Origin of the sequence: Bradyrhizobium sp. HKCCYLS3070 (genome assembly GCF_051167575.1) — a bacterium.
Taxonomy (GTDB): domain Bacteria; phylum Pseudomonadota; class Alphaproteobacteria; order Rhizobiales; family Xanthobacteraceae; genus Bradyrhizobium.
In genome coordinates this window covers 48,876-63,755 of sequence record NZ_JBNPTI010000015.1, presented here as the reverse complement: position 1 = coordinate 63,755, position 14,880 = coordinate 48,876, and the positions used below count along the sequence as shown (strand labels likewise).

General features: G+C 65.8%; 15 protein-coding genes. 7 read left to right on the top strand and 8 right to left on the bottom strand.

The annotated features are described in order from the left end of the window. Window positions 1-97: 97 nt before the first annotated feature. Both dapF and mtaB read left to right on the top strand, forming a co-directional pair. The gene (gene dapF, locus ACQR03_RS29835) at window positions 98-964 is read left to right on the top strand and encodes a diaminopimelate epimerase (RefSeq protein WP_315750619.1); all 867 of its coding nucleotides are present in this window, start codon (window positions 98-100) and stop codon (window positions 962-964) included. Continuing rightward, window positions 961-2,283 carry a tRNA (N(6)-L-threonylcarbamoyladenosine(37)-C(2))-methylthiotransferase MtaB gene (gene mtaB, locus ACQR03_RS29830; protein ID WP_434842128.1) on the top strand — a complete coding sequence of 441 codons (1,323 nt, stop codon included), beginning with the start codon at window positions 961-963 and terminating at the stop codon, window positions 2,281-2,283. Before dapF ends, mtaB begins: the two co-directional genes overlap by 4 nt. A gap of 53 nt (window positions 2,284-2,336) precedes the next feature. On the opposite strand, the gene ACQR03_RS29825 is transcribed toward mtaB, so the two are convergent. Then, on the bottom strand, window positions 2,337-3,236 hold the full coding sequence (locus tag ACQR03_RS29825; RefSeq protein ID WP_315825768.1) for an RluA family pseudouridine synthase: 900 nt from the start codon (window positions 3,234-3,236) through the stop codon (window positions 2,337-2,339). A gap of 59 nt (window positions 3,237-3,295) precedes the next feature. Between ACQR03_RS29825 and ftsY the strand changes: the two genes are divergently transcribed. Beyond that, the gene (ftsY, locus tag ACQR03_RS29820; protein ID WP_315750622.1) at window positions 3,296-4,243 is read left to right on the top strand and encodes a signal recognition particle-docking protein FtsY; all 948 of its coding nucleotides are present in this window, start codon (window positions 3,296-3,298) and stop codon (window positions 4,241-4,243) included. Between the two features lie 84 nt (window positions 4,244-4,327). Further along, window positions 4,328-4,930 carry a septation protein A gene (locus tag ACQR03_RS29815; RefSeq protein WP_315750623.1) on the top strand — a complete coding sequence of 201 codons (603 nt, stop codon included), beginning with the start codon at window positions 4,328-4,330 and terminating at the stop codon, window positions 4,928-4,930. 302 nt (window positions 4,931-5,232) lie between these two features. Here ACQR03_RS29815 and ACQR03_RS29810 read toward each other — a convergent pair whose 3' ends face one another. From ACQR03_RS29810 to ccmA, 5 genes are all read right to left on the bottom strand, one after another. Further along, window positions 5,233-5,829, bottom strand: coding sequence for a DsbE family thiol:disulfide interchange protein (locus tag ACQR03_RS29810; protein ID WP_315715912.1), 597 nt, complete (start codon window positions 5,827-5,829; stop codon window positions 5,233-5,235). Then, window positions 5,826-6,005: a heme exporter protein CcmD gene (gene ccmD, locus ACQR03_RS29805; protein ID WP_315715913.1), complete on the bottom strand. Its 180-nt coding sequence runs from the start codon at window positions 6,003-6,005 to the stop codon at window positions 5,826-5,828. The genes ACQR03_RS29810 and ccmD overlap by 4 nt, the downstream gene beginning before the upstream one ends. A 1-nt stretch (window position 6,006) precedes the next feature. Further along, window positions 6,007-6,783, bottom strand: coding sequence for a heme ABC transporter permease (locus ACQR03_RS29800; RefSeq protein ID WP_315750625.1), 777 nt, complete (start codon window positions 6,781-6,783; stop codon window positions 6,007-6,009). Window positions 6,784-6,876: 93 nt separating this feature from the next. Beyond that, window positions 6,877-7,545, bottom strand: coding sequence for a heme exporter protein CcmB (ccmB, locus tag ACQR03_RS29795; protein ID WP_315715915.1), 669 nt, complete (start codon window positions 7,543-7,545; stop codon window positions 6,877-6,879). Window positions 7,546-7,861: 316 nt separating this feature from the next. Continuing rightward, window positions 7,862-8,491 carry a heme ABC exporter ATP-binding protein CcmA gene (gene ccmA, locus ACQR03_RS29790; RefSeq protein ID WP_315715916.1) on the bottom strand — a complete coding sequence of 210 codons (630 nt, stop codon included), beginning with the start codon at window positions 8,489-8,491 and terminating at the stop codon, window positions 7,862-7,864. A 223-nt stretch (window positions 8,492-8,714) separates the two neighbouring features. Between ccmA and acnA the strand changes: the two genes are divergently transcribed. The 3 genes from acnA (at window position 8,715) to ACQR03_RS29775 (ending at window position 13,194) form a co-directional block, all read left to right on the top strand. Beyond that, window positions 8,715-11,435: an aconitate hydratase AcnA gene (gene acnA, locus ACQR03_RS29785; protein WP_315750626.1), complete on the top strand. Its 2,721-nt coding sequence runs from the start codon at window positions 8,715-8,717 to the stop codon at window positions 11,433-11,435. A 188-nt stretch (window positions 11,436-11,623) separates the two neighbouring features. Next, on the top strand, window positions 11,624-12,406 hold the full coding sequence (locus ACQR03_RS29780; protein ID WP_315716182.1) for a DUF1223 domain-containing protein: 783 nt from the start codon (window positions 11,624-11,626) through the stop codon (window positions 12,404-12,406). Window positions 12,407-12,828: 422 nt separating this feature from the next. Next, on the top strand, window positions 12,829-13,194 hold the full coding sequence (locus ACQR03_RS29775) for a DUF2794 domain-containing protein (RefSeq protein WP_315750627.1): 366 nt from the start codon (window positions 12,829-12,831) through the stop codon (window positions 13,192-13,194). A 46-nt stretch (window positions 13,195-13,240) separates the two neighbouring features. Here the strand turns inward: ACQR03_RS29775 and ACQR03_RS29770 are convergent, their stop codons facing one another. Next, the gene (locus tag ACQR03_RS29770) at window positions 13,241-13,768 is read right to left on the bottom strand and encodes a GNAT family N-acetyltransferase (RefSeq protein ID WP_315716183.1); all 528 of its coding nucleotides are present in this window, start codon (window positions 13,766-13,768) and stop codon (window positions 13,241-13,243) included. 157 nt (window positions 13,769-13,925) lie between these two features. After that, window positions 13,926-14,717: a Bax inhibitor-1/YccA family protein gene (locus tag ACQR03_RS29765; protein ID WP_250172563.1), complete on the bottom strand. Its 792-nt coding sequence runs from the start codon at window positions 14,715-14,717 to the stop codon at window positions 13,926-13,928. Window positions 14,718-14,880: the final 163 nt, after the last annotated feature.

Genomic DNA, 14,880 nt, shown 5'->3' with positions numbered 1-14,880 from the left:
CGGCGCGGCGTCCCATGACAGATGCGTCATGTCGCTCTGCAGGCTGGTCAATGCCGCGCCATTCGCCATATAAGGCGGACACAATTTGGATATTTTCATGAGCGCGCTGGCCAACCACAGCTTCGTCAAGATGAACGGGATCGGCAACGAGATCGTCGTGGTCGATCTGCGCGACGTGAAGCATGTCGTCACGCCGGACGAGGCGCGGGCGGTGGCATCCCGGGTGCCCTACGATCAGCTGATGGTGCTGCAGCCGCCGCGGCTCGACGGCACCGAAGCGTTCATCCGCATCTACAACAATGATGGATCGGAGTCCGGCGCCTGCGGCAACGGCATGCGCTGCGTGGTACGCCAGATGTTCGGCAAGACCGGCCAGACCAGTGCGACGTTCGAGACCCGCGCCGGGTTGTTGAACTGCTGGCAGGGGCCGGCGCCCGACCTCTACACTGTCGATATGGGCGCGCCGAAGTTCGGCTGGCAGGACATTCCTCTCGCCGAGGAGTTCCGCGACACCCGCTACATCGAGCTGCAGATCGGGCCGATCGATGCGCCGATCCTGCATTCGCCCTCGGTCGTCAACATGGGCAACCCGCACGCGGTGTTCTGGGTGGACGACGTCAATGCCTATGATCTGGAGCGCTTCGGGCCGCTGCTGGAGAACCATCCGATTTTCCCGGAGCGTGCGAACATCACGCTCGCCCACATCGTCGATCGCGACCACATCACGATGCGCACCTGGGAGCGCGGCGCGGGGCTGACCAAGGCCTGCGGTTCGGCGGCCTGTGCGACAGCGGTCGCGGCCGTCAGGCTGAAGCGTGCCAACCGGATCGTGCAGATGAGGCTGCCCGGCGGCGAGCTCACGATCGAGTGGCGCGAGCGCGACGATCACGTGCTGATGACGGGCACCGCGACGTTCGAGTTCGAGGGACGGTTCGAGCCGTCGATGTTCGCCAGCGTCGCATGAGCGTCGACGTCGTCACCTTCGGCTGCCGCCTCAACGCGTTCGAATCCGAGCTGATCGCGAAACATGCCGAGGCGGCCGGTGCCGACGACACCATCGTCATCAACAGCTGTGCCGTCACCAACGAGGCGGTGGCGCAGGCCCGGCAGTCGATCCGCAAATTGAAGCGCGGGCGCCCCGCGGCGCGCATCGTCGTGACCGGCTGCGCCGCGCAGACGCAGGCCGGCATGTTCGCTGCCATGCCCGAGGTCGACCGCGTCATCGGCAATGACGACAAGCTGCGGCCCGATGCGTGGCGTGCGACGACACAGGCGTTGGCGGTGCCACGGTTCGGCATCGATGCGTCCGAGAAGGTGGCCGTCTCCGACATCATGGCGGTGATGGAGATGGCGCCGCATCTGGTCGACGGCTTCCAGCGCGGCCTGCCGCGCGTGTTCGTGCAGGTGCAGAACGGCTGCGATCATCGCTGCACCTTCTGCATCATCCCGTTCGGTCGCGGCAATTCGCGCTCGGTGCCGATGGGCGCTGTGGTGGATCAGGTCCGCGCGCTGGCCGATCGTGGCCATGCCGAGATCGTGCTCACCGGCGTCGACCTGACGAGCTATGGCGCCGGCCTGCCCGGCACGCCGAAGCTCGGCCGGCTTGTGAAGCAGATCCTGCGCCACGTGCCGGAGTTGAGACGCCTGCGCATCTCCTCGATCGATTCGATCGAGGCCGATGCCGACCTGCTCGATGCGCTCGCGGATGATGCCAGGCTGATGCCGCATCTGCATCTGTCGCTGCAGGCGGGTGACGATCTGATCCTGAAGCGCATGAAGCGACGGCATGCGCGCGCCGATGCCATCGCATTCTGTGCTCAGGTGCGCCGGCTGCGGCCGGACATCGCGCTTGGCGCCGATCTGATCGCGGGATTTCCGACCGAGACCGAGGAGATGTTCGCGCGCTCGCTCGATCTCGTCGAGGAATGCGGGCTAACCTTCCTGCACGTCTTTCCCTATTCGCCGCGGCCGGGCACGCCGGCCGCGCGCATGCCGCAGGTGGATGGCGCCGTCATCCGCGATCGCGCGCGGCGATTGCGGGCGGTGGGCGAGGCGGCGTTACGCCTGCGGTTGGAGCAGGAGATCGGCTGTCAGCGTGAGGTGCTGATCGAGAGTGAGACCCAGGGACGGACGGAGCATTATCTGCCGGTCGCCACGACCACTGCGTTGCCAGGCACCGTGCAGCGGCTCACGATCACGGGGCATCATGGGGCCCGGCTGTTAGTCCAGAATTCCCTCATGCCCGGGCTTGACCCGGGCATCCACGCTGTCCCCAAGAACTAAGACGTGGATGGCCGGGACTTCGCCCGGCCATGACGGTGCGGAAAGAGATGGGCTCACGCCCCGTTCCACCCGCACATCCTCAGCCGCTCATGCATGTGCACCGGCGCCGGCGCCACCACGTGTACCGGCGGCTTGTTTTTCGACAGCGGAATCGAAATCTCGCGTGCGTGCAGATGCAGCCGCGGCTCGCCGAAGCGCGGGCCGTTGCCATAGATGTTGTCACCGACGATCGGCCATCCCGACGCTGCCGAATGCACGCGCAGTTGATGCGTGCGGCCGGTGACCGGTTCCATCGCCAGCCAAGTGAGTCGCGGACTGCGATTGGAGTGCACCGACTCTCCCTCTCCGGTTGGCAGCTGCGCTCCCTCCCTCCTTGTGGGGGAGGGTTGGGGAGGGGGGTGGCTCCAAGCGACACTGCCCGTGGGGACCCCCACCCCCGACCCCTCCCCGCAAGGGGGAGGGGAGTCGTTGCCACGAGTGGGAGGGGAGTTCAGGGATAGACTGGCAAGAGAGTACGACCTCCCCAGCACCCGCCATTTCGTCACCGCTGGCTGCCCGTTCGGATCCGGCTTCTGCCACCAGCCGCGCTCGGCGTTCAGCTTGCCGAGCGGGAGCTCGATCACGCCCTCGTCAGCGTCAGGTCCGCCTTCGACGACGGCCCAATAGGTCTTCGAGATCTTGCCATGCTTGAACAAAAGCCCGAGCGATGCGGTTGCCTTGCGATGACGGCCGAGCACCAGACAGCCCGAGGTTTCCTTGTCCAGCCGATGCGCCAGCACCGGCGGGCGCGGCAGGCCGAAGCGCAGCGCGTCGAAGGAGGCTTCGAGGTTCGGTCCGCCCTTCGGTCCCTTGTGCACGGGAATGCCGGCCGGCTTGTCGATCACCAGCATCAGCCCGTCGCGGTGGAGCACACGGGCGAGCATTTCCTCGTCGGTGGGTTGGTTAATGTCCATGGAAACCGTAACGCGGGTGTGAGCTTTCGTTTGCGAATGGAAAGGGCTAACACCACGCCATGAACGATACCACCTCCGAAACACCCAAGCTGTCGTGGTGGCGGCGGCTGTCGGCCGGCCTGAAACGCACGTCCGGCGCGCTCGGCACGGCCGTCGCCGATCTCGTCACCAAGCGCAAGCTCGACCGCGCGATGCTCGACGACATCGAGGACGTGCTGCTGCGCGCCGATCTCGGCACCCAGGTCGCCGCGCGAATCGCCGACGCCGTCGGGACCGGCCGCTACGACAAGACGATCAGCGCCGACGAGGTCAAGGCGGTGGTCGCGACCGAGGTCGAGAAGGTGCTGTCGCCGGTGGCGAAGCCGCTCGAGATCGCGCCGGGCCACAAACCGTTTGTCATTCTCGTCGTCGGCGTCAACGGCTCCGGCAAGACGACCACGATCGGCAAGCTGGCGCAGAAATTCGCCTCCGAAGGCAGGCAGGTGATGCTGGCCGCGGGCGACACGTTCCGTGCCGCCGCGATCGAGCAGCTCAAGGTCTGGGGCGAGCGCACCAAGGCGCCGGTGATCGCCGGCGCGCAGGGCTCGGACTCCGCCAGCCTTGCGTTCACCGCCATCACCGCGGCCAAGGAGCAGGGCCGCGACATCCTGCTGGTCGATACTGCCGGCCGTTTGCAAAACAAGGCCGAGCTGATGAACGAGCTCGAAAAGGTGGTGCGTGTCATTCGCAAGGTCGACGCGTCGGCGCCGCATGCGGTGCTGCTCGTGCTCGACGCGACGGTGGGACAAAATGCGCTGTCGCAGGTCGAGGCGTTTCATCGTACGGCAGGCGTCACCGGCCTCGTGATGACCAAGCTCGACGGTACGGCGCGCGGCGGCATCCTCGTGGCGCTGTCGGAGAAGTTCAAGCTGCCGGTGCACTTCATCGGCGTCGGCGAGGGGGTCGATGATCTCTCACCGTTCGCCGCAAGAGATTTTGCGCGGGCGATCGCCGGCATCGAGGATTGACGTCGCACGCTCGGGCTCCGGCCCACCGCCGGATCGAGACGACCGGATCAACCGCTGCCGTGGCTGCAGCCAACAGGACATGGAATGGACAAGACCCAGCCGCACCCGCTGTTCAAGCTCGCGACCGAGCTCGGCCCGCTGATCATCTTCTTCGTCGTCAATGCCAAGTTCAACCTGTTCGCGGCGACCGGCGCGTTCATGGTCGCGATCATCGCGGCGCTGATCGCGTCCTACGTGGTGACGCGGCACGTCCCGCTGATGGCGCTGGTGACCGCCGTCGTCGTCATCGTGTTCGGCACGCTGACCCTGGTGCTGCACGACGAGACCTTCATCAAGGTCAAGCCGACCATCATCTACGGACTGTTCGCGGCCGTGCTCGGTGGCGGGCTGCTGTTCAATCGCTCCTTCATCGCGATCATGTTCGATCAGATGTTCAATCTGACGCCCGCGGGCTGGCGCATCCTCACGTTTCGCTGGGCGCTGTTCTTCGCCGCGATGGCGGTGCTGAACGAGATCATCTGGCGCACGCAGAGCACCGATTTCTGGGTCGGCTTCAAGGCGTTCGGCGTCGTGCCGCTGACCATGATCTTCGCCATCGCCCAGATGCCGCTGATCAAGCGCTACCACCAGGACCCGGCGTCGCTCGAAGCCAGCGATGCGGCGGAAGGGGATGTGAGCAAGGGGTAGCTGCCCCGAACGCGGTCATCGCGAGGAGCGTAGCGACGAAGCAATCCAAGGCCCGTAGGTGCTCCGGATTGCTTCGCTTCGAGGTTCTCCGCGCCGTCATTCCGGGGCGCGCCGCGCAGCGGCGTGAGCCCGGAATCCATAACCACGACAAGGCGTGTGACGCGAGATGGCTGTGGCGCCCGTCTTCGCCAAACGACCGCTCGTGAGTATGGATTCCGGGCTCGTCGCTTCGCGCCGCCCCGGAATGACGACGCAGAGAGAGGAGCGTGTTTGCCGCTGAAGCTCCGATGGCTGCGCGAGGCTTACGAACCCACCTTCAGCGCCTTCTCGATTTCCGGTTTCAACACCGCATCGATGTTCTGCGCCGTGATCGGGCCGACCAGCTTGTAGACGATGGTGCCCTCGCGGCCGACGACGAAAGTCTCGGGCACGCCATAAACGCCCCATTCGATGCCGGCGCGGCCGTTGCCGTCGACGCCGACGACGTCATAAGGGTTGCCGTAGCGGCCGAGGAAGCGGCGGGCGTTGTCGGCGCCGTCCTTGTAGTTGATACCGATGATCTGGAAGCGCTTGTCGCGGCCGAGCTCGACCAGCAGCGGCGCCTCGTCGTGGCAGGGCACGCACCACGATGCCCAGACATTGATGATGCTGACCTTGCCCTTGAGTGCAGCCGGGTCGAGGCCGGGCACCGGCGTGCCGTCCCTCGCCAGTTCCGGCAGCGCCGGCAGCGGCGTGGCCGGCGCGGGGCGGCCGATCAGCGCGGATGGAATGCGCGACGGGTCGCCGTTGCCCAGGCGCGACCAGAACAGCGCCGCCAGCCCGAGGAACACCACGAGCGGCAGCAGCATGAGGAATGAGCGGCGCCGCGGCGCCGGCTCTGTCGCAGCCTGTTCGATCATTGGATATCCGTCGCGGCGCGGCCGGAACGACGGCTGATGCCGCTGTCCTCGAGCGCGCGCAAGCGCGCCTTCTGGGTGCGGTAGTCGATGGCGATCCAGCCGATCAGCAGCATCACGACCAGCGCCGCTGCAAGATAGGAGGTCGCGATGAAGGAGGTATAGGGGCCAAGGTCCATGTCAAGCCGCTCCCGCGATCTGGCCTGCCGCATCGTCGGCTGGTGCGGCCGTGGTGTAGGCGCGGGCCTGCATCATCTGCAGGCTGCGGACGCGCCGGCGCAGGATCTCGTTGCGCATCGCCGCGACATGCAGGGTAATGAACAGGAACGAGAACCCGACGGCCATCACCAGCAGCGGGATCAGGAATGATTTGTCGAGCGCCGGACCGCCCATTCGCATCACCGACGCCGGTTGATGCAGCGTGTTCCACCAGTCGACGGAGAACTTGATGATCGGCAGGTTGATCGCGCCAACCAGCGTCAGCACGGCGGCAGCGCGGGCGGCGCGGGTCGGATCCTCGACCGCGCGCCACAGCGCCATCAGGCCGAGATACATCAGGAACAGGATCAGCACCGAGGTTAGCCGCGCATCCCACTCCCAATAGGTGCCCCACATCGGCCGGCCCCACAGCGAGCCGGTGAGGAGAGCGAGGAACGTGAAGCTGGCGCCGATCGGGGCGGCGGCCTTGGCAGCGACGTCGGCGAGCGGATGCCGCCACACCAAGGTGCCGAGCGAGGCGATGCTCATGATGCTCCAGACGAACATCGACAGCCAGGCATTGGGCACGTGGATGAACATGATCTTGACGGTCGCGCCCTGCTGATAGTCGTCGGGCGCCAGCGCGGAGAGGTACAGGCCGGCAGCCAGCAGCGCGGCCGTGACCAGCGCCAGCCACGGCAGCAGCCGCGCCGCCAGCGCAAGGAACCGGGTGGGATTGGCGAGGTCGATCAGCGACATGAGACCCTTGTTAAAGGCGGAAGCGGTTGCAGGCAATCAGCACGACGCCGCTAGGTAAGAGTTGATCATGGTCAAACCCCGGCGGGCGGCGGGTCAATCCAGCCCGTTCCGCAAGCTTGTCGCGGCGGCGAACGGGCCGATCACGAAACTCACCAGCGACAATGCGCACAGGATCGAGAACGGCGCCCCGAACGGCAGCGGGCCGACGATGGCCGCCTGCGACGCCGCGACGCCGAAGATCAGCACTGGGATCGAAAGTGGCAGCACCAAGACCGCCAGCAGCAGCCCGCCGCGGTGCATCGTCACAGCCAGTGCTGCACCGATCATGCCGATGAAGGTCAGGGCAGGCGTGCCCGCCAATAACGTCAGCGCGACGGCGCCGGTCGCTGTGGCGTCGAGGTTGAGCAGCAGGCCGAGCACGGGCGTCGCGATCACCAGCGGCAGGCCGGCGGCGAGCCAATGCGCCAGCGCCTTGGCGGCGCAGGCCAGCTCCAGCGGTGTCCGGCTCATCACGACCAGGTCGAGCGAGCCGTCCTCGTGGTCGGCGGTGAACAGCCGGTCCAGGGTGAGCAGGCTGGAGAGCAGGGCACCGAGCCAGAGGATGGCGGGGCCGAGCCGGGTCAGCAGCGCCAGATCCGGCCCGACCGCGAATGGCATCAGCACCACGACGGTAAGAAAGAACAGCACGCCGATCAACGCGCCGCCGCCGATGCGCAGCGCGATCTTGATGTCGCGGCGGATGAGGGCACCGAGGGCGGTCATGCGGATAGGGCCTCGGCTGATTGCTTGATGGCAGATGGTGAGCCGCGCTCCCTCGACCCGCAAACTGCGCTCCCTCCCCCCTTGTGGGGGAGGGCTGGGGAGGGGGGTGACTCCAGGTGACGCTGCCGTTGTGGACCGCCGCCCCCTCCCCGCAAGGGGGAGGAGGCGGCGCGCCGATGGGACGTTGGTTGGTGCGACCGAATCTCGTCAAACAAGTTAGAGCGCGTCGTGGGGCACCCCCGTCCCTGACCTTCCCCCACAAGGGGGGCGGGAACGGAGAGAGCGGTGGGTGGGACTGCGAAGAGGCGAGAGGGAATCATCGAGCCTCCCCGATGCGCAATTCGCGTGTGTCGATGCCGAGCGGGCCGTGCGTCGCCGCGACAATCAGCCCACCCCCGGCGAGATGCTCCCGCATCAGCCCCGCGAACATCGCCTGCCCGGCGACGTCGAGCGCCGCGGTCGGTTCATCGAGCAGCCAGAGCAGGCGGGGCACCGCGAGCAGGCGGGCCAGCGACAGCCGGCGGCGCTGGCCGGCGGACAGATAGGCGGCGGGCAGGTCGATGGCGTGGGCGATGCCGACGGCCGCGAGGCAGTCGGGGATCGGCCGCGTGATGCCGCCGCCGAGGAATTCGGCCCAGAAGGTCAGGTTTTCGCGCACGCTGAGCGCCGGCTTCAGCGCGTCGCGGTGGCCGAGATAATGCGCCTGCTCGGGCACCGTGAGCTCGCTCTCACCGCCCTCGATCGCGATGGAGCCGCCCGCCGGCAGCAGCAGGCCGGCAATCAGCCGCAGCAGTGATGTCTTGCCTGCACCATTGTGTCCGGTCACCGCCAGCGCCTCGCCCGCGACCGCTTCGAAGGCTAGTCCTGCGAACACCTCGCGGCCGCCGCGCACGCATCTGACGTCGCGGCCGAACAGCTTCGGAGACAGTGTTGAAGTCGCCTGCATGGCCCGTCGTGACAGCCCCTAGGGAATTGATGGCTAGCGCGTGAGAATTTGTGGGTGATGCCACGTCGGGACTTGCTTGTCTCTGTGGCGGCGCAGTTAGAAAGCTTCTATAAGCCCGACCTTGATGCAGCACACAATCGCCCGCTGCAAGCCATCCGGCGCCTCGCGCTGACGGTTCTTAAATACCCCCTCCGGGTATACAGATCAATTGGGATTTCCACGCATGACCTCGCTCGACAGCTTCAAGTGTCGCAAGACCCTCAAGGTCGGAACGAAGAGCTACATCTATTACAGCTTGCCCACAGCCGAGAAGAATGGTCTCAAGGACATCTCCAAGCTGCCCTACTCGATGAAGGTGCTGCTCGAGAATCTGCTGCGCAACGAGGACGGTCGCACCGTCACCAAGGACGACATCATTGCGGTGTCCAAATGGCTGCGCAAGAAGTCGCTGGAGCACGAGATCGCCTTCCGCCCGGCGCGCGTGTTGATGCAGGATTTCACCGGCGTTCCGGCCGTGGTCGACCTCGCGGCGATGCGCAACGCGATGCAGGCGCTCGGCGGCGATGCCGAGAAGATCAACCCGCTGGTGCCGGTCGATCTCGTCATCGACCACTCGGTGATCGTGAACTACTTCGGTGACAACAAGGCGTTCGGCAAGAACGTCGCCGAGGAGTACAAGCAGAACCAGGAGCGTTACGAATTCCTGAAATGGGGCCAGAAGGCGTTCTCGAACTTCTCCGTCGTGCCGCCCGGCACCGGCATCTGCCACCAGGTCAACCTCGAATACCTGGCGCAGACGGTCTGGACCAAGAAGGAGAAGATGACGGTCGGCCGCACCAAGGGCACCTTCGAGGTCGCCTATCCGGATTCGCTGGTCGGCACTGACTCCCACACCACCATGGTCAATGGTCTCGCCGTGCTCGGCTGGGGCGTTGGCGGCATCGAGGCCGAGGCCTGCATGCTCGGCCAGCCGCTGTCGATGCTGCTGCCCGACGTCGTCGGCTTCAAGCTGACCGGCGCGCTGAAGGAAGGCGTGACCGCGACCGACCTGGTGCTGACCGTCACCCAGATGCTGCGCAAGCTCGGCGTGGTCGGCAAGTTCGTCGAGTTCTTCGGCCCCGGCCTCGACCATCTCTCGGTCGCCGACAAGTCGACCATCGCCAACATGGCCCCCGAGTATGGCGCGACCTGCGGCTTCTTCCCGGTCGACGCCGCCACCATCGACTATCTCAAGACCTCAGGCCGCAAGGCCCCGCGCGTTGCGCTGGTCGAGGCCTATGCCAAGGCGCAGGGCCTGTTCCGCACCGCCAAGTCGCCCGATCCGGTGTTCACGCAGACGCTGACCCTCGATCTCGCCGACGTCGTGCCGTCAATGGCCGGTCCGAAGCGTCCCGAGGGCCGCATCGCGCTCCCCGCAGTGGCCGAAGGCTTCGCGACTGCGCTGGCCGGCGAGTACAAGAAGCCGGATGCCGCTGCGCAGCGCTTCCCGGTCGAGGGCAAGGACTTCGACATCGGCCATGGCGACGTCGTCATCGCCGCCATCACCTCCTGCACCAACACCTCCAACCCGAGCGTGCTGATCGGCGCCGGCCTGCTGGCCCGCAACGCCGCCGCCAAGGGCCTCAAGGCCAAGCCGTGGGTGAAGACCTCCCTCGCTCCCGGCAGTCAGGTGGTTGCCGAATACCTTGCCAACTCGGGCCTGCAGAAGGACCTCGACAAGGTCGGCTTCAACCTCGTCGGATTCGGCTGCACCACCTGCATCGGCAATTCCGGCCCGCTGCCGGAGGAGATCTCGAAGTCGATCAACGACAACGGCGTGGTCGCGGCGGCCGTGCTGTCGGGTAACCGCAACTTCGAAGGCCGCGTCTCGCCGGACGTGCAGGCCAACTATCTGGCCTCGCCGCCGCTGGTCGTGGCCTATGCGCTGGCCGGCACCGTGACCAAGGATCTTTCGGTCGAGCCGATCGGCATCGGCAAGGACAAGAAGCCGGTCTACCTGAAGGACATCTGGCCGACGACCAAGGAGGTCAACGACTTCGTCAAGAAGTTCGTCAAGGCGTCGATCTTCAAGAAGCGCTACGCCGACGTGTTCAAGGGCGACACCAACTGGCGCAAGATCAAGACGGTCGAGAGCGAGACCTATCGCTGGAACATGTCGTCGACCTACGTGCAGAACCCGCCGTATTTCGAGGGCATGAAGAAGGAGCCCGAGCCGATCAAGGACATCGTCGAGGCTCGCGTGCTGGCGCTGTTCGGCGACAAGATCACGACCGACCACATCTCGCCGGCCGGTTCGATCAAGCTGACCTCGCCCGCCGGCAAGTTCCTCAGCGAGCACCAGGTCCGCCCGGCTGACTTCAACCAGTACGGCACGCGCCGCGGCAATCACGAGATCATGATGCGCGGCACCTTCGCCAACATCCGCATCAAGAACTTCATGCTCAAGGGTGCCGACGGCAACATTCCCGAGGGCGGCCTGACCAAGCACTGGCCCGACGGCGAGCAGATGTCGATCTACGACGCCGCGATGAAGTATCAGGAAGAGGGCGTGCCGCTGGTGGTGTTCGCCGGCGCCGAATACGGCAACGGTTCGTCGCGCGACTGGGCCGCCAAAGGTACCCGGCTGCTGGGCGTCCGTGCCGTGATCTGCCAGAGCTTCGAGCGCATCCATCGCTCCAATCTGGTGGGTATGGGCGTGCTGCCGCTCACCTTCCAGGAAGGCACGTCCTGGTCCTCGCTCGGCCTCAAGGGCGACGAGAAGGTTACCATCAAGGGCCTGCAAGGCGACCTGAAGCCGCGCCAAACCCTGACCGCCGAGATCGTCTCGGCCGACGGTGCGGCGCAGCAGGTGCCGCTGCTCTGCCGGATCGATACGCTCGACGAGCTCGACTACTACCGCAACGGCGGCATCCTGCACTACGTGTTGCGCAAGCTCGCCGCTTAACCAAGGCGCGATGCGACAGTTTGGCTCACTCTGAAGTGAGTAGCGGGTGATGAAGGAGGCGGCCTATGACAAAGGCCGCCTCTTTTGCATTTTCGGTTTGTTAACTACGAGGACGGCATCGCGGATGCAGTGATGCACAGGGCGCAGCGGACGGTGGTCCAGACGGGACAGTGGCGATGAGTGGACAGATGTCGTGGTGGTCGCGCGCAGCGCTGAGTGTCTGTGCGGTCATCGCTTTCGTCCGGCCAGCTGCGTCCGATCCCCGTGCGGTGATCGAACTCTTCACCTCGCAAGGCTGTTCGTCCTGCCCGCCGGCTGACAAGATCCTCGGCGAGCTCGCCAGAGATCCTTCGGTCATCGCGCTGTCGCTGCCGATCGACTACTGGGACTATCTCGGCTGGAAGGACACGCTGGCCGACTCCCGCTTCACGGCCCGGCAGCGGGCCTATTCTCGTGCGCGCGGCGACCGCGAGGTCTATACGCCGCAGGCGGTGGTCAACGGCTCCGTGCATGTGATCGGCAGCGACCGCGAGGCGATCGAGGGTGCCATCGAGGAGACCGTCCAGGGTGGCAGCGTGATGTCGGTGCCGGTGAGGCTGTCGGTCGACGGCCAGGACCTTACTGTCTCCGTGGCCGCGGCCAACGACCAGATGCCGCGCAAGCACGGCGAGGTCTGGGTCTGCTCGATCTCGCGGGTGGTCCCGATCTCGGTCGGCCGCGGCGAGAACAGCGGCCGTGACCTGACCTATTACAACGTCGTTCGCGGTCTTCAGAAGCTGGGTGACTGGAACGGGTCGCCGGTCAGATGGAGCGTGCCGCTGGAGAAGATCGCCCGCGAGGGCGTCGATGGCACCGTCGTCTATGTGCAGGACGGCAGTCGCGACCGCCCTGGGCCGATGCTCGGGGCCGCCTTTTCCGAGTTGCCGTTGGGCGGACGGGCTTCAGCAACGGCGCGCGGTCCCGAGCGCTGATCTCTTCCGTCGTCCTGATCTTCGTTTTCGCTGACCTGCGTTGGGCGCGTCACGTCCGTGCGACGGCGCGTCGCGATGATCTTACGTGCAGCTCACGCCAGAAAAGCAAAAGGACCAACTTGCGTTGGCCCTTTGCCTTACTTGTGAATAGACCCGATCCTGACGACCCCGGGGGGCTGGGGGCTGAGGAATCCGGAACCGAAAGGACCGGGCCAACGCACACGAATCTTATGCCGAAGGTCGGGGGCGGTCGGTGGGCGGAAAGACGGCGCGATTATGATTCTGCTAACGATCCCGTGACGCTTGCGTGTTCGCGGAACCGACGGCCTCGCAGGCTCGGTCGAACTTCAACAACGAAAACGGCCCCTTGCGGCTTCTGCCGGATGGCGCGATCATGTCACACGGATGACAGGAGGACGCCAATGAACCTCACGCCGGAGGACGCCGACCCCAGCGAGAACCGCGCGGCGGCGCGCAGTGCGGCCGCAGCGCCGAGCCGGGTGACGTTCGACCGCCTGGAGCTGAACCGCATCCTGAACCTCTACGGCCGCATGGTCGCCGACGGTGAGTGGCGCGACTATTCGATCGACTTCCTGCGTGACCGGGCCGTCTTCTCCGTGTTTCGCCGGGCGTCCGAGGTGCCGATCTACCGCATCGAGAAGGATCCGCGTCTCGCACGCAAGCAGGGTATGTACAGCGTGATCTCGGCCACCGGGCTGATCCTGCGCCGCGGCCACGAGCTCGAGCGCGTGCTGCTGGTGATCGCGCCCAAACCAGCCCTGGTCTGATCCCACGCGCTCCGGCTTGATCATGACATTCCGATTGGCGTTTGCCTTACGCCGGGACGTCGCTGCTCCCGGCCCCGAGTGGGCGCTGCATCATCACAGTATCGAGCCAGCGGCCGAATTTCAGGCCGACGCTCGGGTGGGTGCCGATCATCTGGAAGCCGCAGGCGGTATGCAGCCCGACCGAGCCGGAATTGGCGGAGTCGCCGATGACGGCGATCATCTGGCGAAAGCCTCCCTCCTCACAGGCGTCGATCAGCCGCCGCATCAGGCGCATCCCGATGCCGCGACGCTGGCTGGCCGGAGCGAGATAGACCGAGTTCTCCACCGTGAAGCGATAGGCAGGGCGGGGCCGGTAGGGCCCGGCATAGGCATAGCCCACCACCTCTCCGTCCAGCAGGGCAGCGAAATAGGGGAAGCCGCCGTCGCGGAGCGCCCGGAAGCGGCGCGTCATCTCCGCCAGATCCGGAGGGTCGAGCTCGAAGGTGGCCGTGCCCTCGCGGACGGCTTGGCCGTAGATGGCGGTGATGGCGGGAAGGTCGGCCTCCTGGGTGGGCCGGATTTCAATGTCGGACATGGGGGGAAGCATACCCGGGCGGACGCGGCGATCAATCCGGCCTCGCGGCATGGCTGCCGCTGCGGCTTTGCGCCGGTCGCAATCGGGGTTTGTGCAAACGAAAAGCCCCGGCGGTGAGGCCGGGGCTTCGAAGGTCGCTCGTTCGAGCGGTTGGATATCAGTCGCGCTGTCCGAGCAACTGCAGCAGCAGCGTGAACAGGTTGATGAAGTTCAAGTACAGCGACAGGGCGCCGGTGATTGCCGCGCGCTCCGCGATGTCGCCGCCCGCGGAAGCGTAGCCGTAGATGTACTCGTTCTTCAGACGCTGCGTGTCCCAGGCGGTCAGGCCGGCGAACACGAACACGCCGATCACCGAGACGATGAACTGCAGCATCGAGCTCGCCAGGAACAGGTTCACGAGGCTCGCCAGCACGATGCCGATCAGGCCCATGAACAGGAACGAACCCATGCCCGTCATGTCACGCTTGGTCGTGTAGCCGTAGAGGCTCAGCGCGCCGAACGTCGCCGCGGTGATGAAGAACACCCGCACGATCGAGGTGTGGGTGTACACCAGGAAGATCGACGACAGCGAGATGCCCATCAAGGCCGAGAACACCCAGAACAGGATCTGCGCGGTCGACGGCGCCAAGCGGTTGATGCCGGCCGAGATCGCGAACACCATGACCAGGGGGGCCAGGATGAACAGCCACTTCAGCGGGCTCACGAACATCGCGTAGCCGAACTGCGTCAGATAGGCGTTGCCGAACTTGAACACGCCGGCCGCCGGATCGCCGGTCACCGACGCCATGTAGACGCCCAGTGCCGCAAGGCCGGTGATGGCCAGGCCGATGCTCATGTAATTGTAGATGCGCAGCATGTAGGCGCGCAGACCGGCGTCGACGGTCGCGGCATCGGCGCGCCCGGCCACCCGGCCAAAGGGTGAAGCATAGTTGCGGTCTAGGTCCGACATGGTCGATTCCCGTTGGTTGCCCGGCAGCCCGGTCCTGACAGGACCTTTGGCCGGTTCTCGAAAAACCCTATCTCATACCCGCTGCTGCAGATATTAAATTTGCGTCATCGGCAAATTCGCCATCTTTTGGCAGGTCTCTGAGCCCATTCCCTAGATGGGAAAC

What these genes read in the sequence shown, in the direction of transcription:
- dapF (WP_315750619.1), top strand. Translation starts at nt 98, where the DNA reads ATGAGCGCGCTGGCCAACCACAGCTTCGTCAAGATGAACGGGATCGGC.
- mtaB (WP_434842128.1), top strand. Translation starts at nt 961, where the DNA reads ATGAGCGTCGACGTCGTCACCTTCGGCTGCCGCCTCAACGCGTTCGAA.
- ACQR03_RS29825 (WP_315825768.1), bottom strand. Translation starts at nt 3,236, where the DNA reads ATGGACATTAACCAACCCACCGACGAGGAAATGCTCGCCCGTGTGCTC.
- ftsY (WP_315750622.1), top strand. Translation starts at nt 3,296, where the DNA reads ATGAACGATACCACCTCCGAAACACCCAAGCTGTCGTGGTGGCGGCGG.
- ACQR03_RS29815 (WP_315750623.1), top strand. Translation starts at nt 4,328, where the DNA reads ATGGACAAGACCCAGCCGCACCCGCTGTTCAAGCTCGCGACCGAGCTC.
- ACQR03_RS29810 (WP_315715912.1), bottom strand. Translation starts at nt 5,829, where the DNA reads ATGATCGAACAGGCTGCGACAGAGCCGGCGCCGCGGCGCCGCTCATTC.
- ccmD (WP_315715913.1), bottom strand. Translation starts at nt 6,005, where the DNA reads ATGGACCTTGGCCCCTATACCTCCTTCATCGCGACCTCCTATCTTGCA.
- ACQR03_RS29800 (WP_315750625.1), bottom strand. Translation starts at nt 6,783, where the DNA reads ATGTCGCTGATCGACCTCGCCAATCCCACCCGGTTCCTTGCGCTGGCG.
- ccmB (WP_315715915.1), bottom strand. Translation starts at nt 7,545, where the DNA reads ATGACCGCCCTCGGTGCCCTCATCCGCCGCGACATCAAGATCGCGCTG.
- ccmA (WP_315715916.1), bottom strand. Translation starts at nt 8,491, where the DNA reads ATGCAGGCGACTTCAACACTGTCTCCGAAGCTGTTCGGCCGCGACGTC.
- acnA (WP_315750626.1), top strand. Translation starts at nt 8,715, where the DNA reads ATGACCTCGCTCGACAGCTTCAAGTGTCGCAAGACCCTCAAGGTCGGA.
- ACQR03_RS29780 (WP_315716182.1), top strand. Translation starts at nt 11,624, where the DNA reads ATGTCGTGGTGGTCGCGCGCAGCGCTGAGTGTCTGTGCGGTCATCGCT.
- ACQR03_RS29775 (WP_315750627.1), top strand. Translation starts at nt 12,829, where the DNA reads ATGAACCTCACGCCGGAGGACGCCGACCCCAGCGAGAACCGCGCGGCG.
- ACQR03_RS29770 (WP_315716183.1), bottom strand. Translation starts at nt 13,768, where the DNA reads ATGTCCGACATTGAAATCCGGCCCACCCAGGAGGCCGACCTTCCCGCC.
- ACQR03_RS29765 (WP_250172563.1), bottom strand. Translation starts at nt 14,717, where the DNA reads ATGTCGGACCTAGACCGCAACTATGCTTCACCCTTTGGCCGGGTGGCC.